The sequence below is a fragment of the Streptomyces sp. NPDC001493 genome, assembly GCF_053597235.1.
Map to the genome: position 1 here is coordinate 266,816 of NZ_JBSFHV010000003.1, position 18,394 is coordinate 285,209.

15 protein-coding genes and 1 pseudogene are annotated in these 18,394 nt (G+C 72.3%); 12 read left to right on the forward strand and 4 right to left on the reverse strand.

The window, feature by feature from the left end; all coding sequences use genetic code 11:
- Positions 1 to 283: 283 nt before the first annotated feature.
- Positions 284 to 1,096, reverse strand: coding sequence for a class I SAM-dependent methyltransferase (locus tag ACWCWD_RS06720; RefSeq protein WP_450770709.1), 813 nt, complete (start codon positions 1,094 to 1,096; stop codon positions 284 to 286).
- Positions 1,097 to 1,529: 433 nt separating this feature from the next.
- Between ACWCWD_RS06720 and rpsA the strand changes: the two genes are divergently transcribed.
- Positions 1,530 to 3,038, forward strand: a complete 1,509-nt coding sequence (gene rpsA, locus ACWCWD_RS06725) for a 30S ribosomal protein S1 (RefSeq protein WP_390964112.1) — start codon at positions 1,530 to 1,532, stop codon at positions 3,036 to 3,038.
- Between the two features lie 208 nt (positions 3,039 to 3,246).
- Here the strand turns inward: rpsA and ACWCWD_RS06730 are convergent, their stop codons facing one another.
- The gene (locus ACWCWD_RS06730; RefSeq protein WP_450770711.1) at positions 3,247 to 4,209 is read right to left on the reverse strand and encodes a right-handed parallel beta-helix repeat-containing protein; all 963 of its coding nucleotides are present in this window, start codon (positions 4,207 to 4,209) and stop codon (positions 3,247 to 3,249) included.
- A 366-nt stretch (positions 4,210 to 4,575) separates the two neighbouring features.
- On the opposite strand from ACWCWD_RS06730, the gene ACWCWD_RS06735 reads away from it, so the two are divergent.
- From ACWCWD_RS06735 to ACWCWD_RS06750, 4 genes are all read left to right on the forward strand, one after another.
- Positions 4,576 to 6,102 (forward strand): flavin monoamine oxidase family protein, encoded by a 1,527-nt coding sequence (locus tag ACWCWD_RS06735; RefSeq protein ID WP_450771008.1) that lies wholly within the window; start codon positions 4,576 to 4,578, stop codon positions 6,100 to 6,102.
- 106 nt (positions 6,103 to 6,208) lie between these two features.
- Positions 6,209 to 7,147, forward strand: coding sequence for a PAC2 family protein (locus ACWCWD_RS06740; RefSeq protein ID WP_450770713.1), 939 nt, complete (start codon positions 6,209 to 6,211; stop codon positions 7,145 to 7,147).
- A gap of 88 nt (positions 7,148 to 7,235) precedes the next feature.
- A complete protein-coding gene (gene coaE / locus ACWCWD_RS06745) occupies positions 7,236 to 7,856 on the forward strand; it encodes a dephospho-CoA kinase (RefSeq protein WP_450770715.1) in 621 nt (206 codons plus the stop codon).
- A gap of 98 nt (positions 7,857 to 7,954) precedes the next feature.
- A complete protein-coding gene (locus ACWCWD_RS06750) occupies positions 7,955 to 8,323 on the forward strand; it encodes a tetratricopeptide repeat protein (RefSeq protein ID WP_327175157.1) in 369 nt (122 codons plus the stop codon).
- A 35-nt stretch (positions 8,324 to 8,358) separates the two neighbouring features.
- Here ACWCWD_RS06750 and ACWCWD_RS06755 read toward each other — a convergent pair whose 3' ends face one another.
- On the reverse strand, positions 8,359 to 8,652 hold the full coding sequence (locus ACWCWD_RS06755; protein ID WP_450770716.1) for a DUF6343 family protein: 294 nt from the start codon (positions 8,650 to 8,652) through the stop codon (positions 8,359 to 8,361).
- A 182-nt stretch (positions 8,653 to 8,834) separates the two neighbouring features.
- Between ACWCWD_RS06755 and ACWCWD_RS06760 the strand changes: the two genes are divergently transcribed.
- Positions 8,835 to 9,932: an ADP-ribosylglycohydrolase family protein gene (locus ACWCWD_RS06760; protein WP_450770717.1), complete on the forward strand. Its 1,098-nt coding sequence runs from the start codon at positions 8,835 to 8,837 to the stop codon at positions 9,930 to 9,932.
- A gap of 26 nt (positions 9,933 to 9,958) precedes the next feature.
- On the opposite strand, the gene ACWCWD_RS06765 is transcribed toward ACWCWD_RS06760, so the two are convergent.
- Complete coding sequence (locus ACWCWD_RS06765) at positions 9,959 to 10,321, reverse strand: hypothetical protein (RefSeq protein WP_450770719.1); 363 nt, start codon at positions 10,319 to 10,321, stop codon at positions 9,959 to 9,961.
- 267 nt (positions 10,322 to 10,588) lie between these two features.
- On the opposite strand from ACWCWD_RS06765, the gene ACWCWD_RS06770 reads away from it, so the two are divergent.
- The 6 genes and pseudogenes from ACWCWD_RS06770 to ACWCWD_RS06795 all read left to right on the forward strand — a co-directional run bounded on the left by ACWCWD_RS06770 (position 10,589) and on the right by ACWCWD_RS06795 (position 18,380).
- Positions 10,589 to 11,656, forward strand: coding sequence for a slipin family protein (locus ACWCWD_RS06770; RefSeq protein WP_450770720.1), 1,068 nt, complete (start codon positions 10,589 to 10,591; stop codon positions 11,654 to 11,656).
- 332 nt (positions 11,657 to 11,988) lie between these two features.
- A complete protein-coding gene (locus tag ACWCWD_RS06775; RefSeq protein WP_450771010.1) occupies positions 11,989 to 14,937 on the forward strand; it encodes a DEAD/DEAH box helicase in 2,949 nt (982 codons plus the stop codon).
- Between the two features lie 89 nt (positions 14,938 to 15,026).
- The gene (locus tag ACWCWD_RS06780) at positions 15,027 to 16,310 is read left to right on the forward strand and encodes an SWIM zinc finger family protein (protein ID WP_450771012.1); all 1,284 of its coding nucleotides are present in this window, start codon (positions 15,027 to 15,029) and stop codon (positions 16,308 to 16,310) included.
- Between the two features lie 84 nt (positions 16,311 to 16,394).
- Positions 16,395 to 17,126, forward strand: coding sequence for a DUF7873 family protein (locus ACWCWD_RS06785; protein ID WP_450770721.1), 732 nt, complete (start codon positions 16,395 to 16,397; stop codon positions 17,124 to 17,126).
- 34 nt (positions 17,127 to 17,160) lie between these two features.
- A pseudogene (locus ACWCWD_RS06790) lies at positions 17,161 to 17,247 on the forward strand.
- Between the two features lie 482 nt (positions 17,248 to 17,729).
- Positions 17,730 to 18,380: a TMEM175 family protein gene (locus ACWCWD_RS06795; protein ID WP_450770722.1), complete on the forward strand. Its 651-nt coding sequence runs from the start codon at positions 17,730 to 17,732 to the stop codon at positions 18,378 to 18,380.
- The last annotated feature ends 14 nt before the right edge of the window (positions 18,381 to 18,394 follow it).

Here is an 18,394-nt window from a genome sequence, read left to right on the forward strand (position 1 = left end):
AGGCGGCGTTGGCAGGGCGTCCGGCAGAGTCGCAGGAGTCGGCAGAACCGGACGGCAGAACCGGCCGACATGGTCGGGCGCCAGAGCCGGCAGGACCGGACGGCAGAAGCGGACGACAGAACCGGACGGCAGAACCGGACGACAGAGTCGGGCGGGTCAGCCGGCAGCGGAGTCAGCCGGCAGCGGAGTCGGGCGGCAGTGTGAGTCGGGCGGCGGAGTCAGGAGGACTCGGCCGGCCACGGGCAGAGGGGGACTGATGAGGTACAGCCGGAGCGGGACGGGGTCAGTCCCGTTCGCAGACGAAGATCGCCGTGCCCGGGATGAGGTTTCCGCGCAGGGGCGACCAGCCGCCCCACTCCTGGTGGTTCCACTCCGGCCACTCGGGTTCCACCAGGTCGGCGAGGCGGAAGCCGGCCGCGACCACGTCCCGGACCCGGTCGCCCAGCGTCCGGTGGTGCTCCACGTAGACGGCCTCGCCCGAATCGTCCTGCTCCACGTAGGGGACGCGGTCGAAGTAGGACGCGGCGACGGAGAGGCCCTCAGGACCCGGCTCGTCGGGGAAGGCCCAGCGGATCGGGTGGGTCACCGAGAAGACCCAGCGGCCGCCGGGCCGCAGCACCCGGCGGACCTCCCGGAAGACGCGCACCGGGTCGGCGACGAAGGGGACGGCACCGTAGGCGGAGCAGGCGAGGTCGAAGGAGCCGTCCCGGAAGGGCAGCACCCCGGCGTCCGCCTCCACCAGCGGCACCTCGTCGCCGATCCGCAGGGCGTGCTGGAGCTGCCGGTGGGAGAGGTCCAGGGCGACCGGGCGGGCTCCCTGTGCGGCCAGCCAGCGGGAACACTGCGCCGCGCCCGCGCCGATCTCCAGGATGTCGCGGCCCGCGAGGGAGGCGGTCGGCCCGAGCAGCCCGGCTTCCGCCTCGTCGAGTCCCTCCGGACCCCAGACGAACCGGTCGTCGCCGAGAAACGCCCCGTGGTCGCTCTGATACTCGTCCGCGTTCCGGTCCCACCAGCCGCGACTGGCCCGGCTGCTCTCCGTGTCGTCCGCCTCGCGGCGGGTCGCTTCCGGTTCGGTTCCGTAGGTCTCTTGGCTCATCGTGTCCGTCGTTGTAGTTTGCCTGTACCCACCGCGTGCGGTGGGGTGCGGGGAGTGTCCGTGCGGCCGTACCCGACCCCGGGCGGCGGCTTCCGGCGACGCGCGCGCGAGGAAGTTCCACGTTCCGAAACTGGCCGGATACCGCCCCGACGCGGCCGAGTTGTGCCGGATATGGACCGGTGTGCCCCGCGTGTGCCCCTTCGCGCATTGACCGTGTCCGGCTGCCCCCGTATGCTACAAGTTGCGCTGCGAGCCTGCGCGCCTCAGACCTAGCAGGCCGCGCTCGCGTCTGTTGCATGTCCCCTCGGTTGTCGAGGTGTCTCCCGGAGACGGGTCAGACACTTTCCAGGCTGTCCGGCTTCTGCAGAGGCGATACGGGTTCACGGCGTAGCAGTACCTACGACTCTCTGTCCGTACCGGAGCCCTTTCCCACATGACGAGCAGCACCGAGACCACCGCCACCACTCCGCAGGTTGCGGTCAACGACATCGGCGACGCGGACGCGTTCCTCGCGGCGATCGACGAGACGATCAAGTACTTCAACGACGGCGACATCGTTGATGGTGTCATCGTCAAGGTCGACCGCGACGAGGTCCTCCTCGACATCGGTTACAAGACCGAAGGTGTCATCCCGAGCCGCGAGCTCTCGATCAAGCACGACGTCGACCCGAACGAGGTCGTCAAGGTCGGCGACGAGATCGAGGCCCTGGTTCTCCAGAAGGAGGACAAGGAAGGCCGCCTGATCCTCTCGAAGAAGCGCGCGCAGTACGAGCGTGCTTGGGGCACCATCGAGAAGATCAAGGAAGAGGACGGCATCGTCACCGGTACCGTCATCGAGGTCGTCAAGGGTGGTCTCATCCTCGACATCGGCCTCCGTGGCTTCCTGCCGGCGTCGCTCGTCGAGATGCGTCGCGTCCGCGACCTCCAGCCCTACGTGGGCAAGGAGCTCGAGGCGAAGATCATCGAGCTGGACAAGAACCGCAACAACGTGGTCCTGTCCCGCCGCGCCTGGCTGGAGCAGACCCAGTCCGAGGTTCGCCAGACGTTCCTCACCACCCTGCAGAAGGGTCAGGTCCGCTCCGGCGTCGTCTCCTCGATCGTCAACTTCGGTGCCTTCGTGGACCTGGGTGGCGTCGACGGTCTCGTCCACGTCTCCGAGCTGTCCTGGAAGCACATCGACCACCCGTCCGAGGTTGTCGAGGTCGGCCAGGAAGTCACCGTCGAGGTTCTCGACGTCGACATGGACCGCGAGCGCGTCTCCCTGTCGCTGAAGGCGACGCAGGAAGACCCGTGGCAGCAGTTCGCCCGTACGCACCAGATCGGTCAGGTCGTCCCGGGTAAGGTCACCAAGCTCGTTCCGTTCGGTGCGTTCGTGCGCGTCGACGAGGGCATCGAGGGCCTGGTCCACATCTCCGAGCTGGCCGAGCGCCACGTGGAGATCCCGGAGCAGGTCGTCCAGGTCAACGACGAGATCTTCGTCAAGGTCATCGACATCGACCTGGAGCGTCGTCGGATCAGCCTCTCGCTGAAGCAGGCCAACGAGTCCTTCGGCAGCGACCCGGCCTCGGTCGAGTTCGACCCGACCCTGTACGGCATGGCCGCGTCCTACGACGACCAGGGCAACTACATCTACCCCGAGGGCTTCGACCCCGAGACCAACGACTGGCTCGAGGGCTTCGAGGCGCAGCGCGAGGTCTGGGAGACCCAGTACGCCGAGGCGCAGCAGCGCTTCGAGCAGCACCAGGCCCAGGTCATCAAGTCCCGCGAGGCCGACGAGGCCGCCGCTGCCGAGGGCGCTGCTGCCCCGGCCGGCGCCCCGGCTGCCTCGGGCGGCAGCGGTGGCGGTTCGTACTCCTCGGAGTCGGCGGACAACGCCGGCGCCCTGGCGTCGGACGAGGCGCTCGCCGCTCTGCGCGAGAAGCTGGCCGGCGGCCAGAGCTGAAGCTCCAGCTCTGACCCTGGCGACCGCTGACGGACGGCGGTAGCAGGAGTAGGTACGCACGAGGCCCGTCCCCTTCGGGGGGCGGGCCTCACGCGTGTTCGTGGTGGACCGACATGCGAGTCCGTGGTGGCTCTCGCGCGGTGGGCCGACGCGCGTGTCCGCGGCGGCTCCCCTCCTCGGGCGTGTCAGGAGGCTGCCGCCGTGTGTCCTACGGGGTGACGCCGATGTTGGTCAGGCCCGCGCCACCGGTCACCGTGTTGTCGGAGTACACGGTCGTGGTGCAGCTCGGCGTGTTCGCGGTGACGTTGATCGCCAGCCGCAGGGCCCCGGTCGCGCCGGTGAGGTCCGAGGAGTTGTCCCGGAACACCGTGCCGCAGCCCCAGCCCGGCTGCTGGGTGTGGGTCTCGTAGCCGGTGTTGGTCGTGCGGGAGCCGGTGTTGCCCTGGACGAGGACGCCGTTGCCCTTCACGTCGACCCAGGAGTCGTCGTAGTTCGCGCCGGTGAGCCCGCTGCCGTCGAAGGTGTTGCCGATGATCCGGGCGCCTGTGGTGCCTTCCTTGATGTCGACGTTCTCGCCTCCGACGCCCGGGCCGATGACGTTGTCGGTGATCAGGACCCCGTCGCTGTTGTCGGTGAGGTCGCCCGCCGTGCCGACGTAGACGCCCTCGCCCATGCCGCGCCCGTCGTGCCCGGTGTCGTAGATCCGCGAGTTCCGGATGATCCCGTTCTTGCTGGACGTACGGAAGTGGACGCCCTCCATGTCGAGGTCGTGGACGGTCACCGAGTCGATGACGACCCCGTTCGCGGAGTCCGTCACGATGCCCTTCTGGCCGCCGGTGACGGTGACGCCCTGCACGGTCCAGTACGAGGCGCCGTTCAGGTACAGCCCGTAGCCGCCGCTCGCGGTGAGGACCGCCGCGGAAGAGCCGGTCAGGGTGATGCGGGCGTCGGCGGTGCCCGGGACGGTCACCTTGAAGTTGCCGGTGTAGGTGCCGTCCGCGAGATGGATCGTGTCGCCGGGAACAGCTGCCAGGAGCGCCGCCTTGAGCTGTTTCGCGGTGCTGACGTCGACGACGCCGGCCGCGTCGGCCGGTCCCGCCGAGACGAGGGTGAGGCCGCAGGTGACGAGGGCGGCGGCGAGCAGCGGGGCAAGGGGGGTGCGGGTGCGCATGGAGGTGCCTTCCCGGAGAGTCAAGACGTCTCGTACGTGAATCGGGGGCGAGGACCTGAACGTGCCGCCCCGAGACGTGCTGTCCCGGGACGCGTGCTGCCCCGAGACGTTAGGGGCGCGGGCGGAGAGCGTCAAGGTCTGGACCATTGCCCGGATATCGGTCCGCACTCCTCTTCGAGAGAAACATGTGAGATACACGAGTAACTGACGGGTCGTAACACGCACTTGCCAGTATCCCGACATCGACAAGATCCACGGAGGAGTCGGGACATGACCTCTATATCCAGCACGCCGAACGGTGCCGCGTCCGGTTCGAGCCGCCGTAACTTCCTGCGCCAGGTCGGTCTCACCAGTGGGGCCGGTGCCATGTTCGCCACCATGGGAGCGCTCGGTCTGGCCCCCACCGCCCAGGCCGCGGGCCGTGAACCCGTGTTCCACGCCCCCAGCAAGGGCGACTTCAACCTGAAGGGCGGCCGGGCGGCCGCGAAGGTCGTCATCGTCGGCGGTGGCATCGCCGGTCTCGCCTCCGCCTACGAGCTCGGCAAGGCGGGCTACGACTGTACGATCCTGGAGGCCCGGGCCTTCACCGGTGGCCGCAACACGACGATCCGCGGCGGTGACACCACCACCGACCTGTATGGGAACAAGCAGACCGCCAAGTTCCACGACGGGCAGTACATGAACGCCGGTCCCGGCCGGATTCCCCAGTGGATGGTCACGCTCGACTACTGCCGCGAACTCGGCGTCCCCGTCGAGGTGTTCACCAACGTGAACGCCAACGCCTATATCTTCAACGAGCGCAACGGGATGAAGGCCCCGATGCGCTACCGCACCGCCAAGGCCGACATGTACGGCTATGTCTCCGAACTCCTCGCCAAGGCGACCGACATGGGCGCCCTGGACCGTCAGATCACCGCCGAGGACCAGGAGAAGCTCCTGGAGTTCCTGAAGGACTTCGGCGACATCGGCGACACCCTCGAATACACCGGCAGCCCCCGCCGCGGCTACCGCGTCGATCCCGCCGCCGTCGGCACTCCCGGTGAGCTGCTCGGGGACGTACCGACCGCCTCCGAGATCTTCTCGACCAATGTGGGCCGCTACTTCTCCTTCGAATTCGAATACGACCAGGCCATGCTGATGTTCCAGCCGGTCGGCGGCATGGACCGCATACCGGCGGCCCTGACCAAGGCGATAGGCAGCCGCCGCATCCGTACCGGCGCCGCCGTCACCGACATCCGGGACACCCCGCACGGCGTCACCGTCACCTACACGCAGGACGGCCGCACCCGCACCATCGACGCCGACTACTGCATCGCCGCGCTGCCCCCGAACATCCTGGCCAAGACCTCGCACAACCTCGGATCCGCCGTGCAGACCGCGCTGGAGGGATGCAAGCCCTCCTCGGCCGGAAAGATCGGCCTGGAGTACAAGAGCCGCTGGTGGGAGACCGACCACCGGATCTACGGCGGTATCACCGAGACCGACATGGACCTCTCCCACATCTGGTACCCGTCCTACGGCCACAACGGCGACCGCGGCCTGATCATCGGCTACTACAACACCGGCACCAACGCCGACTCCTACGCGGCGCTCGCGCCGAAGGACCGCGAAGCCCGCGCCCTCGCCCAGGGCGTCAAGATCCACGGCGAGAAGTACCGTACGGAACTCTCCTCGTCCTTCTCGCACCACTGGCGCCAGACCCCTCACCTCGAAGCCGCCTGGCACTCGCTGGCCGGAGGCCCGGAGTCCGCCGCCTTCGCCCCGCTCAACAAGGCGGCCGGCCGCGTCTACTTCGCGGGCGACTACCTGAGCAACACCGACGCCTGGCAGCACGGGGCGTTCACCTCGGCCCGCAAGGCCGTGACCGCGCTGCACAGCCGCGTGCTCGCGTGACGCCGGTGCCCGCGCCCGCGTAAACACCCGATGACGGGGCACGGACGGGGAATGTCCGTGCCCCCAGGGGCGTTCTCCTTCAGGAATACGAGAAGGAGCGGTAACTGTGCCTGATCCGCAGAGTCTGTACGAATGGGAGCCGAAGGGGCTGGCCGTCGTCGACATGGCGCTTGCCCAGGAGTCGGCCGGTCTGGTCATGCTCTATCACTTCGACGGGTACATCGACGCCGGTGAGACCGGCGAGCAGGTCGTCGACGGACTGCTGGAGTCGCTGCCCCACCAGGTGGTGGCCCGCTTCGACCACGACCGCCTCGTGGACTACCGCGCCCGGCGCCCGCTGCTCACCTTCCGGCGCGACCGCTGGACGGCGTACGAGACCCCGACGCTGGACGTCCGCGTCGTCCAGGACGCCACCGGCGCCCCCTTCCTCCTGCTCTCCGGGCCCGAACCGGACGTGGAGTGGGAGCGGTTCGCCGCAGCCGTCGAGCAGATCGTGGAACGCCTCGGCGTCCGGCTCTCGGTGACCGTCCACGGCATCCCGATGGGAGTCCCGCACACCCGCCCGGTCGGCCTCACCCCGCACGGCAACCGCGTCGACCTGATGCCGGGCCACAGCACCCCGTTCGACGAGGCGCAGGTCCCCGGTTCGGCCGCCGCGCTCGTCGAGTACCGGCTGGCCGAGGCCGGTCACGACGTGCTCGGCGTGGCCGCGCACGTCCCGCACTACGTCGCCCGCTCCGCCTATCCGGACGCGGCGCTCACCAGCCTCGAAGCGATCACCGCCGCCACCGGCCTGGTGCTGCCCACCGTCGCGCACACCCTGCGCACCGCCGCGCACCGCACCCAGACCGAGATCGACCGGCAGATCGGCGAAGGCGACGAAGAACTCGTCGCGCTCGTCGAGGGACTTGAGCACCAGTACGACGCGATCGCAGGCGCCGAGACCCGGGGCAACCTCGTCGCCGAACCGGTGGACCTGCCGTCGGCCGACGAGATCGGCCTTGAATTCGAGCGCTTCCTCGCCGAGCGCGAGGGCGACGCCTGACGGCGGCTGTCCGGTACGCCGCCCCGGTGCACCGGACAGCCGCCACCGGGTGGTACCCGCGCCCACCCGGCCCCGTAGGCTGCCGCCCATGCTGAAAGTGGGCCTGACCGGCGGCATCGGTGCCGGCAAGAGCGAAGTGTCCCGGCTGCTCGTCTCGTACGGAGCGGTACTGATCGACGCCGACCGCCTCGCCCGGGAGGTCGTCGCCCCCGGAACGCCAGGACTCGCCGCCGTCGTGCGGGAGTTCGGCGCCGGCGTCCTCCACGAGGACGGCAGCCTGAACCGGCCCGCCCTCGGCGCCGTCGTCTTCGGCGACAGCGAGCGGCTCGCCGCCCTCAACGCGATCGTGCACCCCCTGGTCCGCGACCGGACCGCCGGACTGGAGCGCGCGGCGGGCCCCGGGTCCGTCGTCGTCAACGACGTCCCGCTGCTCACCGAGAACGGCCTCGCCCCCCTCTACGACCTGGTCGTCGTCGTCGACGCCACCCCCGCCACCCAGCTCGACCGGCTCGTCCGGCTGCGCGGTATGACGGAGGCCGACGCGCGGGCCCGGATGGCGGCCCAGGCCACCCGCGAGGAGCGGCTCGCCGTCGCCGATCTCGTCGTGGACAACGACGGCCCCCTCGAAAACCTGGAACCGCAGGTGCGCAAGGTGTGGGACGAGCTGTCCCGGCGGGCGGCCTCCGGCCCTGCGGGGCAGAAGGAATAGCGGCACTCCGAAGGGCGGGCGCGGGGAGTTGGCGGGACGCGGAATAGCGCGGCCCCGCCCGACGTTGCAAACGCCCGAGCGAAGGGAAGGATCCGACCGTGCCCGAACGGAACCCGGAAACCCATGTGATCGACTTCCGCGCCGCCGAGCAACTGCTGGCCGCGCGGGACCCCCAGGGTGCGGTGAAGCTCCTCGACTCGGTGATCGCCGCCCACCCGGAGAACACCGCCGCCCGGCTGCTGCGCGCCAGGGCCTTCTTCGCGGCGGCCCAACTCCGCCCGGCCGAGCTGGAGTTCGAGCTGGTCCTGGAGCGTGAGCCGGACAACGCCTTCGCCCACTTCGCGCTGGCCCGCACCTTCCAGCGGGCCGGGCGACCCGAGCAGGCCACCCGCCACTTCCGGCTCGCCGCCGCCCTCGACCCGAACCCGGAGTACCTGACGGCCGCGCGCTTCGACAGCAGGGACTGAGCCCTACGCGGGGGCCGGGGCAGGGCCCCCGGCGCTCACGGAGTCCTCGTCCACGGCCGGCGCGTCCGCCCGTCGCCGTGGCCGGGTTCGTACGGCGGGACCTCCCTGCCCGGCTGGAAACGGGAGCCCTGGTGCATCCGGTGGACGATCACCGCGAAGTCCGCCGCGGTCACCGCCAGCAGCACGCCGCAGGCCGCGGCCCAGCCGGGACGGTCGGCGAGCGAGAACGCGACCACCCCGAACAGGGTCCAGGCGATGCCCCATAGACTCAGCCAGAGCCGCATGCGCAGTGGACTGCGCGCGGTCACGGGTTCACTGCCGGTACGCATGTCGCATCACCACCTCACGTCCAGCATGGACCCGTGCCGCCGTATGTGCGGAACACCGCCGTGCGCGGTGCGAAACACCGCCGCGGGCGCCGTCGGGGGCGCGGGCGCGTCGTCGTACGCGCGGCGAACCCGTGCGCGTACGGCACGTCGCCGGGCGCGCGGAACACCGGAGGGGGACGTTCGTGTCGGGTATCGGAAGTGCGGTCCGCAGGGCACGGGTGCGGGGATGTCTGCTGGGCGGCGCCGTCGGCGACGCCCTGGGCAACCCGGTGGAGTTCCTCTCGCTGGCCGGTATCCAGCGGGCCCACGGACCGCTCGGCGTACGCGGCCTCGCTCCGGACTCCGAGGGGGTCACCGGCCGCATCACGGACGACACCCAGATGACCCTCTTCACGGTGGAGGGGCTGATCCGCGCGGCGAACGGCGGTGGCCGCGCCGGACGCGTGGGTGCGGTGCGTACGGCCTATCTGCGCTGGCTCGACACCCAGAACCACCCGTCGCCACCGGCCCGCGGCGGCGACAACACGACGCGCACCGGATGGCTGCGCGGGCAACAGCTGCTCTACGCGCGCCGGGCCCCCGGCAGCGCCTGCCTGACCGGTCTCGCCGCCGGTCACGTCCCGGACGAGAGGGACGCCCCCGGTGCCCCCGGGCCGGTGAACTCCGGCTCCAAGGGCTGCGGCACCGTGATGAGGTCCGCCCCCTTCGGGCTGACCGGGCAGTCACCGGAGGACGCGTTCGCGCTGGCCGCCCACTGCGCGAAGATCACCCACGGCCATCCGACCGGAGCGCTCGCGGCCGGGGCGTTCGCCGCGATCGTCGCGTACCTCCTGGCCGGCGAGTCGATGCCCGGTGCGGTGCTGCGGGCGATGGAGCTGACCGCGCGCCACCCGGGCCACGAGGAGACGACCGCGGCCCTGCGCGCCGCCGTCGACCGCGCCGCCGACGGCACCCCGACCGCCGAGGACGTCGAGTCGCTCGGAGCCGGGTGGGTCGCCGAGGAGGCCCTCGCCATCGCCGTGTACTGTGCGCTGGCCCTGCCGGGCCCCGAGGACGTGGCGGCGGCACTGCTGCTGTCCGTCAACCACTCCGGGGACAGCGACTCCACCGGCTCGGTCTGCGGCAATCTGCTCGGCGCGCTGCACGGGGACGCCGCGCTGCCCGCCGACTGGCTGGTGCGTACCGAGGGGCTGACCCTGATCACCCGGATCGCCGACGACCTCTCCCGCCAGTGCGAAGGGCCGGTCGACTGGCCGGCGGACCGCTACCCCGGAAACTGAGCCCCGGCCTCCGGCCGGAGTGGTGCTCAGTGCACGAGGGTGTAGCTGCGCCAGACGGGCGTGCTCGGAGCGTCCACGTCGGCGGCCCGCGTGGAGAGGTAGGTGCTGCCCTCGCCCGTGCAGTCGCGGGAGCGGTAGAGAACCATGTCGATGAGGGTGTTGTTGTCGACCTCCTTCGCGCCCCCGGGCAGCGGGTGACAGCCCCGTACCAGCGGGCTGTTCTCCCTGACCTCGAGGTCACGCTCGGTGGTGTAGGTGACCGGCCCGACCGCGGTGCGGCCGAGACCCGAACAGCCCGAGGCGCCCAGCGCGGTGAGGGCCAGCAGAACGGCACCCGCGGCGACGCGGGGGCGGCGGAGTCGGCGGTGGAGCGTCGCTGTCACGGACATGGGCGGGTCCTCGTCTGCTCGTCCGGATCGTCAGGGCGGTACGGGACCGGCGCGAAGGTGCCGGTCCGGCGGATGCCGGTACGGAGTTCCGTACGGGCGCATGCCACGCTGCCCGCTCCCGCGCGTCCCGGCACCCGGGGAGGGCCGACCGGGCGACATCCGGGAGCGTCTCGGGTTCCACAGGGGCGCGAAAAGGGCATAACGTGTTAATAGGCAACGGTTCCGCCCCGGTGCCGTTGTGTGCCGTGCCAGTGGCAGGGGGCCGTCATGGTCCAGGTGCTAGTGATCGCGATCGTCGCGGTGCTCGCCGTCTGCGGTCTGTTCGCAGTCGCGGGGGTCCGCGTCGTCAGGCAGTACGAGCGAGGGGTGGTGCTCCGGCTCGGCCGGCTCCGCAACGAGATCAGGGGACCCGGGCTCACGATGATCGTGCCCGGAGTGGACCGGCTCCGTAAGGTCAATCTGCAGATCGTCACGATGCCGGTCCCCGCACAGGACGGGATCACCCGGGATAACGTGACCGTCCGGGTGGACGCCGTCATCTACTTCAAGGTGATCGACGCGGCGAGCGCGGTCATCCAGGTCGAGGACTACCGCTTCGCGGTCTCGCAGATGGCGCAGACCTCACTCCGTTCGATCATCGGCAAGAGCGACCTGGACGACCTGCTGTCCAACCGCGAGAAGCTCAACGAGGGCCTGGAGCTGATGATCGACAGCCCGGCCGTCGGCTGGGGCGTCCAGATCGACCGGGTCGAGATCAAGGACGTGTCCCTGCCGGAGACGATGAAACGCTCCATGGCCCGGCAGGCGGAGGCCGACCGTGAGCGCCGTGCCCGAGTCATCAACGCCGACGCCGAACTCCAGGCCTCGAAGAAGCTCGCGGAGGCCGCGGGCCAGATGTCCGCACAGCCCGCCGCCCTCCAGCTGCGACTGCTGCAGACCGTGGTCGCGGTCGCGGCGGAGAAGAACTCCACGCTCGTGCTCCCCTTCCCGGTGGAACTCCTCCGCTTCCTCGAACGGGCACAGCAGCCGCAGGCGGGCGACGGGCAACCGCTTCCCGTCACCTCCGGTGCGCGTCCGGCGGAGCCCGGCGCTTCCGGTACGCGTCCGGCGGAGCGTGGCGCCTCCGGTACGCGGCCGGGCGCGGGGCCCGCACCGTCCGCCGCCGCGAACGGGCGTCAGCCCGCGTCGGCGCGCGGGTCCGGCGCGGGCACCCCGTCCGCCCCGGCCGCCCGGCCGCACCCCTCGCCCCCGCCCCGGTCCTCCGCCCGCCCGCGCCCGGCACCGCCCGCCGACGCCGGTGCCCAGCCCCGGCCGGACCGGCTCACCCGGCACTGAGACGCCGGCCGGTGCGGGGGACCGGTTGGCGCGAGGGATCGCCCGGCGCTGAGACCGCCCGGTGGTGCGATCACCCGAAGCGGGGCCGCCCGGAACTGAGGTCCGGGCGGCCTCACCCTGTGTACGGCCCGGGCGGGGCCGCCCGGGCCGTCTCCGCGCGTGGACGCCCCCGTATCCGCACTCCCGTACCCCAGCTGACCTGGTCGGATTCCGGACGTGGCCGGCTCTGTCAGACCGCCCGCCTAGACTCGTCGGAGCCGGGAAGGACACCGGCGGTGACATCGGGACGAGGCGCGGACGCGCCGGGACGAGAGCGGGAGGGGGTGGCCGGTATGGCGGTGCGGGACCTGTCCGACACGGAGACGGGCCGCCTGCTGCGGCGTGCCGCCGTCTTCCTGCCCGCCGCGCTCCCGAGGGACGGACGGATCGCGTTCTGGGACCCGGAGGACAGCGGCTGGGACCCGGCGGACCACCTGGACGGGGACGGGGCGGCGGCCTCCGCGTCGGAGCCCCGCAGCGGTGACGGCCCCGTCGTCGCCGAGATCACCGTGGTCCGCGCCCACGGCACGCGGACCACCGGCGCGCAAGGGGTCCGGCGCCACCACGTGCCCGCCCTGCTGCTGCCGGTCGCGGACGCCGTGACACTGCTCGCCGGAGCCCGGCACCTGCCCTCCGCGCACCCGTCCACCCGCTGCTGGGGCGCGGCAGCCCTGCACGCCCTGAGCCTCGTGGCGCGCGGACGGCTGCTGCCCGGGCTCACCCCCGACGACCACGACGCCTGGCGGGCCGGTCCGCGCGACGCCACGGACGTGGCCCACCTGCGGGCCGTCGCCGCCGCCCTGCCGCCCGAGGGGTACGCGGTCCCGCTGCCCGGCACGACCCCGCTGCGCCTCGCCGACCCGGAGTTCCTCGTCGGGGCCTTCCTGGACGCGGTCGCCGACACCCTGCCCCGGACCCCCGCCGCGGCCTTCGCCTCCGGGGCGCCGTTCGCCGCCCGTGGGGCCCAGCACCTGCCCGGCGTCGCCGCCTGGGCGGTCGAGGTCGCCGCCGGGCTGGACGCCGGCGTGCAGATCTCCCTCCGGCTCGACCTGTCGGCCCTCGAGCTCTTCGACAGCTCGGACAGCCACGCCCCCGAGGGCATGTCCGGCGGGCCCGACGACCCCGCCGTACGGCACGCCGCCGCGGCCGTCGTCCAGGTGCACAGCCTCGCCGACCCCACCCGTGTCACCGACGCCGCAGCCCTCTGGGACGGCACCGCGGGCGAGCCGTTCGGGCCGCGTACCCGCGTCGACACCGTGCTCGCGCTGCGCCGGGCCGCCCGGGCGTGGGCACCGCTGGAGCGCCTGCTCGACCAGCCCGTCCCCGATGTCCTCGCGCTCACCGAGGACGAGCTGTACGAGCTGCTCGGCGCGGCCGGCGCCCGCCTCGCTGGCCTCGGCGTCAGCCTCCACTGGCCGCGCGAGCTGGCCCGCTCGCTCACCGCCTCCGCCGTCGTCCGCCCCGCCCCGGGCTCGGCCACCGACGGCACCTCCTTCTTCGACGCCGAGCGCCTCTTCGCCTTCGACTGGCAGCTCTCCCTCGGCGACGAGCCGCTGACCGAGGCCGAGATGGACCGTCTCGCGGAATCGCACCGGCCGGTGGTCCGGCTGCGCGACCAGTGGGTGGTCGTCGACCCCGGCCTCGTCCGCAAGGCGCGCAAGCGGGAACTCGGGCTGCTCGAACCCGTCGAGGCCCTCGCCGTCGCCCTCACCGGCAGCGCCGAGCTCGACGGCGAGCAGGTGGAGGCCGTACCGACCGGCGCTCTCGCCGCCCTCCGCGCCCGCATCCTCGACGAGGACACCGTCCTCGCGCCGCCGCCCGGTCTGCAGGCCACGCTCCGCGACTACCAGCTGCGCGGACTGACCTGGCTGGACCGGATGACCTCGCTCGGCCTCGGCGGCTGTCTCGCCGACGACATGGGCCTCGGCAAGACGATCACCCTGATCGCGCTCCACCTGCACCGCGCGCACCCGGCACCCACCCTGGTGGTCTGTCCCGCCTCCCTGCTCGGCAACTGGCACCGCGAGATCAACCGCTTCGCGCCCGGGGTGCCCGTCCGCCGCTTCCACGGCACGGACCGCACCCTCCCCGGCGAGGAGGCCGGATTCGTGCTGACCACCTACGGCACGATGCGCTCCGGCGCGGAGCAGCTCGCCGCACACGGCTGGGGCCTGGTCGTCGCCGACGAGGCGCAGCACGTCAAGAACCCGCACTCCTCCACCGCCAAGGCGCTGCGCACCATCCCCGCGCCGGCCCGCGTCGCGCTCACCGGCACCCCGGTGGAGAACAACCTCTCCGAGCTGTGGGCGCTGCTCGACTGGACCACCCCGGGACTGCTCGGCTCCCTCAAGGCGTTCCGCTCCCGGCACGCGCGGGCCGCCGAGAACACCGGTACCGCCGCGGGGCTGGGCAACGACGAGGCCGTCGAACGCCTCGCCCGGCTGGTCCGCCCCTTCCTGCTGCGGCGCAAGAAGTCGGACCCCGGGATTGCCCCCGAGCTCCCGCCCAAGACGGAGACCGACCACCCCGTCTTCCTCACCCGGGAGCAGGCCACGCTCTACGAGGCGGCGGTCCGCGAGACGATGGCGCGGATCGAGGCCTCGGAGGGGATGGCCCGGCGAGGCCTGATCATGAAGCTGCTCGGCTCCCTCAAGCAGATCTGCAACCACCCGGCCCAGTATCTGAAGGAGCCCGCCCCGCGCCTGGACGGCCGCTCCGGCAAGCTCGCCCTCCTCGACGAGCTGCTCGACACGATCCTGGCCGAGGACGGGTCCGTGCTGATCTTCACCCAGTACGTCTCGATGGCCCGGCTGCTCTCCGCCCACCTCGAAGCCCGCGCGGTGCCCTCGCAGCTGCTGCACGGCGGTACCCCGGTGGCCGAGCGCGAACGCATGGTCGACCGCTTCCAGCAGGGCGAGGTCCCCGTCTTCCTGCTCTCCCTGAAGGCGGCCGGTACCGGTCTCAACCTCACCCGCGCCGCCCACGTCGTGCACTACGACCGCTGGTGGAACCCGGCGGTCGAGGAGCAGGCCACCGACCGCGCGTACCGCATCGGCCAGACCCAGCCCGTGCAGGTGCACCGTCTGATCGCCGAGGGCACGGTCGAGGACCGCATCGGCGAGCTGCTGGAGTCCAAGCGCGCTCTCGCCGACGCCGTGCTCGGCGACAGTGGCGAGAGCGCGCTGACCGAGCTCAGCGACCGCGACCTCGCCGATCTCGTCGCGCTCCGGAGGCCCGCGTGAGCCCGGCTTCCGGCGGCCGTACCCCTGGCGCCCGCGACCTCGGCGCCCGTCCCTCCGGCGCCCGCTCCCTCGGCGTCCGCGCGCCCGCGGTGGGGGCCGGCGGCCGTGCGCCCGCCGCCCGGCCCGGACCGGACGGCCTGCGCCGTACGTTCGAGGCCGTCCCCGCGCGTACGTCCGCCGAGGGCGAGCCCTTCGCGGACAGCTGGTGGGGCCGCGCCTGGGTGGACGCGCTGGAAGGGCTCTCGCTGGACGAGGGGCGCCTCGCCCGGGGCCGCGCGTACGCGGACCAGGGCCACGTCGCCGCGATCACCGTCACCCCCGGCCGGGTCGTCGCGTACGTGCACGGCAGCAGGCCCCGCCCGTACCGCGCGGAGATCCGCCTGCGGGTCTTCACCGAGAGTGGCTGGGACACCCTGCTGGATGCGGTCGCCGCCCGCCCCGGCCACTTCTCCGCACTGCTGGCCAGGACCATGCCGCACGCCCTGGCCGACACGGCGGAGGGAGCCGGGGTCCGGCTGCTGCCGGCCGTCGACGACCTCGACCCGACCTGCTCCTGCCCCGACCGGGCGCTGCCCTGCAAACACGTCGCGGCGCTCTGCTACCAGACGGCTCGTCTGCTGGACACCGACCCGTTCGTGCTGCTGCTCCTGCGCGGACGCGGTGAGCGCGAACTCCTGGACGAGCTCGCCCGGCGCAACGCCGAGCACGCCGCCCTCGAACGCCCCGAGGCTCCCGAAGCACCCTCCGTGGCGGCCCGGGAGGCGTTCGCCGAGCGCTACCTGCCGCCGCTGCCGCCCCCGCCGCCCGTACCCGCCCTCCCCGGCAGGCCGCCGGCTTACCCCGAACTGCCCGGTGCCCGCGACCCGTTGGCGCTGGACCAGCTGGCCACCGACGCGGCGGCCCGCGCCCACGCGATCCTCACCACCGGCCGCGACCCGATCGCCGGGCTGAGCGCCTGGCAGGACGCCGTGCGGCTGGCCGCGTCCGGCCCCACCGCCGGGCTCACCGCCACCAGCCGTGCCCTCTACCGCGAACTCGCGTACGCCACCGGCCGGAACACCACCGACCTCGCCCGCGCCGTGGCCGCCTGGCGGCAGGGCGGCGCGGAGGGCCTCGCCGTGCTGGAGACCCCCTGGGACCCGCCGGCCGGCCCCTTCGACCGGGCCCGCCCGGCCCTGGCGGCCGCCGACTTCCCCCGCTTCCAGCCCTGGCGCAACCACCTCACCCACCCCGGCGGCACGCTCCAGCTCCGCTTCGGCCGGGACAACCTCTGGTACGGCTACGAGGCCGACCCCGGCAGCGAGGACTGGTGGCCCCGCGGCATGCCCGGCACCGACCCGGTGGGCCTCCTGCTGGCGCTGCTCGGCCGCTGACCGGGCCCACGGGGCGGCACTTGGCGAGCAGTGGGCGGAAAAACCCCTGGAGACACGCCTGTTGCCGGTGCTAGCTTCCGTGGCGTGGCGAAACTCAGTCAGATCATCGCAGTCGAGAAGGGCGTCAAGTCCAAGGCCCACCAGGACCTGACGGCGGCCCATCACGGCCTCCAAAAGCCCGGGTTGCTGGCCGGTCTCTCCCGTACGTATCAGCCGAAGGACGAGGAGGGCGAGCAGCTGCCGCCCGAGTCGACGCTGGTGCAGGTCAAGGCCGAGGACGTGCTGCGGGACACCGCCACCGCGCTGACCCGTCTCTTCGACGTGACCGCCACCAAGGACTGGGCGAACTGCGCGGCCCGCGCGGACGTCACCGTCGACGGCCGGGTGCTCGTCGCGGACGCCCCCGTCTCCTACCTCCTCTTCCTGGAGAAGCAGCTCACCGACATCGGCACCTTCGTCCGCAAGCTCCCGGTGCTGGACGCCTCCGAGGCGTGGGCGCAGGACCCGTCGGCCGATGCGTGGAAGACCGAGCCGGTACGCACCCTCCGCACGAAGAAGGTGCCCCGCAACCACGTGAAGGCGGAGGCCACCGAGAAGCACCCGGCCCAGGTCGAGGTGTACTACGAGGACGTGCCGATCGGTTACTGGACGACGGTCAAGTTCTCCGGCGCCCTCCCCGCCCGCCGGGTGCGGGAGCTGACGGAGCGGGTGGAGAAGCTCCAGCAGGCCGTGAAGTACGCCCGTGAGGAGGCCAATGCGGCCGAGGTCACCGACCAGCGGGTGGGTGATGCGGTCTTCGGTTACCTCTTCGGGTGACCGACCATGGATTCCCCGGCCACGGACGACCGCGGCCGGGGTGCGCGAGGAGCGCAAGCTGAAACTGAGGCTTGTCGTGACGGACGCGGTTCCAGTGGAGGTTCGACTCCTCCCTCCGGCACCCCGGCGCCCCTGCCCCGCCCGACGGCGGGGTGGAGCCGGTACGCACCGACTCCCGGCCGGAGTAGCCCAAGAGGCAGAGGCAGACCGCGATCAATCTCAGACTCTTGCTCCAGACTCAGCATGGGCCGCCGATCGCCGGATCGACCGGGCCAGGGCCCAGCGACGTCGAAATGCCAGTTCGAATCTGGCCCGCAGAGCTCGATCTGCGGTGGTCCAAAGGCAGGACGCGACGACATCATGACTGACCCTGGTCCTTAAACGTGCCGGTGTGCGACGAAGGCGGCACCCACAGGGCCCGGAGGCCGGCTACGCCTCCGGGCCCGCTCCTGTTCACCGGGGGCGCCTTCGCGGAAGGTGACCCACCGGATCGCGGGAACGTGCCGGCCCCGGCCCGCCCGCCGTCGGAGCCCCGTCCCTCCCGGCCCGCCCGCCGTCGGAGTAATCCGCGCGGTGCCGGTGCGGCCCGGGGAAGCTGACCCGGTGAGCGACGAGCGGGCACGGGTGGACGGCGCGAGCGGCACCGACCGGCTGACCGCCCTGTCGGACGGGATCTTCGCGATCGCCATGACCCTGCTGGTGCTCGACATCCGGGTGCCCCGGGGCCTGGACGACGACGGCTTCCGGGACGCCGTCCGGGACGTACTGCCCGATTTCGGCGCCTACGCGCTGAGCTTCGTCATCCTCGCGGGCTTCTGGCGGGACCACCGGCGCATCGTGGCGCTGGTGCCCCGGTTCCAGGGGCCCTCGCTCAGGCTCGCGCTCATCTGGCTCGGCGCCATCGCCTTCCTCCCCTTCCCGACCTCGCTGCTCTCCGAGTACGCCTCCGAACCGCTCGCGGTGGCGGTCTACGCGGGCACCGTCTCGGTCACCAACCTGCTGGGGCTGGCCGTGCTCAGGACGGGACGGCGCGGCCGGCGGGCCCCGGGTGCGGGCCCGGCGACCGACGGCGTGGTGCCGGGTGGCGCGGCGGCCGCCTCCGCCTGGTCGGTCTCCGTCGACCTCGGGGCGCGGGCGCTGGTCTTCGCCGTGTCCGTCCCGCTCGCCTTCGCCTGGCACCCCTTCGCGGCCATCTGGTTCTGGCTCGCCGACATCCCGCTCAGGGGGCTGGTGCGCAGGTTCCGTTCCGCCTGAGGAGGGAAGAGCCC

What these genes read in the sequence shown, in the direction of transcription:
- ACWCWD_RS06755 (WP_450770716.1), bottom strand. Translation starts at nt 8,652, where the DNA reads ATGCGTACCGGCAGTGAACCCGTGACCGCGCGCAGTCCACTGCGCATG.
- ACWCWD_RS06775 (WP_450771010.1), top strand. Translation starts at nt 11,989, where the DNA reads ATGGCGGTGCGGGACCTGTCCGACACGGAGACGGGCCGCCTGCTGCGG.
- ACWCWD_RS06770 (WP_450770720.1), top strand. Translation starts at nt 10,589, where the DNA reads ATGGTCCAGGTGCTAGTGATCGCGATCGTCGCGGTGCTCGCCGTCTGC.
- ACWCWD_RS06765 (WP_450770719.1), bottom strand. Translation starts at nt 10,321, where the DNA reads ATGTCCGTGACAGCGACGCTCCACCGCCGACTCCGCCGCCCCCGCGTC.
- ACWCWD_RS06720 (WP_450770709.1), bottom strand. Translation starts at nt 1,096, where the DNA reads ATGAGCCAAGAGACCTACGGAACCGAACCGGAAGCGACCCGCCGCGAG.
- ACWCWD_RS06730 (WP_450770711.1), bottom strand. Translation starts at nt 4,209, where the DNA reads ATGCGCACCCGCACCCCCCTTGCCCCGCTGCTCGCCGCCGCCCTCGTC.
- coaE (WP_450770715.1), top strand. Translation starts at nt 7,236, where the DNA reads ATGCTGAAAGTGGGCCTGACCGGCGGCATCGGTGCCGGCAAGAGCGAA.
- rpsA (WP_390964112.1), top strand. Translation starts at nt 1,530, where the DNA reads ATGACGAGCAGCACCGAGACCACCGCCACCACTCCGCAGGTTGCGGTC.
- ACWCWD_RS06735 (WP_450771008.1), top strand. Translation starts at nt 4,576, where the DNA reads ATGTTCGCCACCATGGGAGCGCTCGGTCTGGCCCCCACCGCCCAGGCC.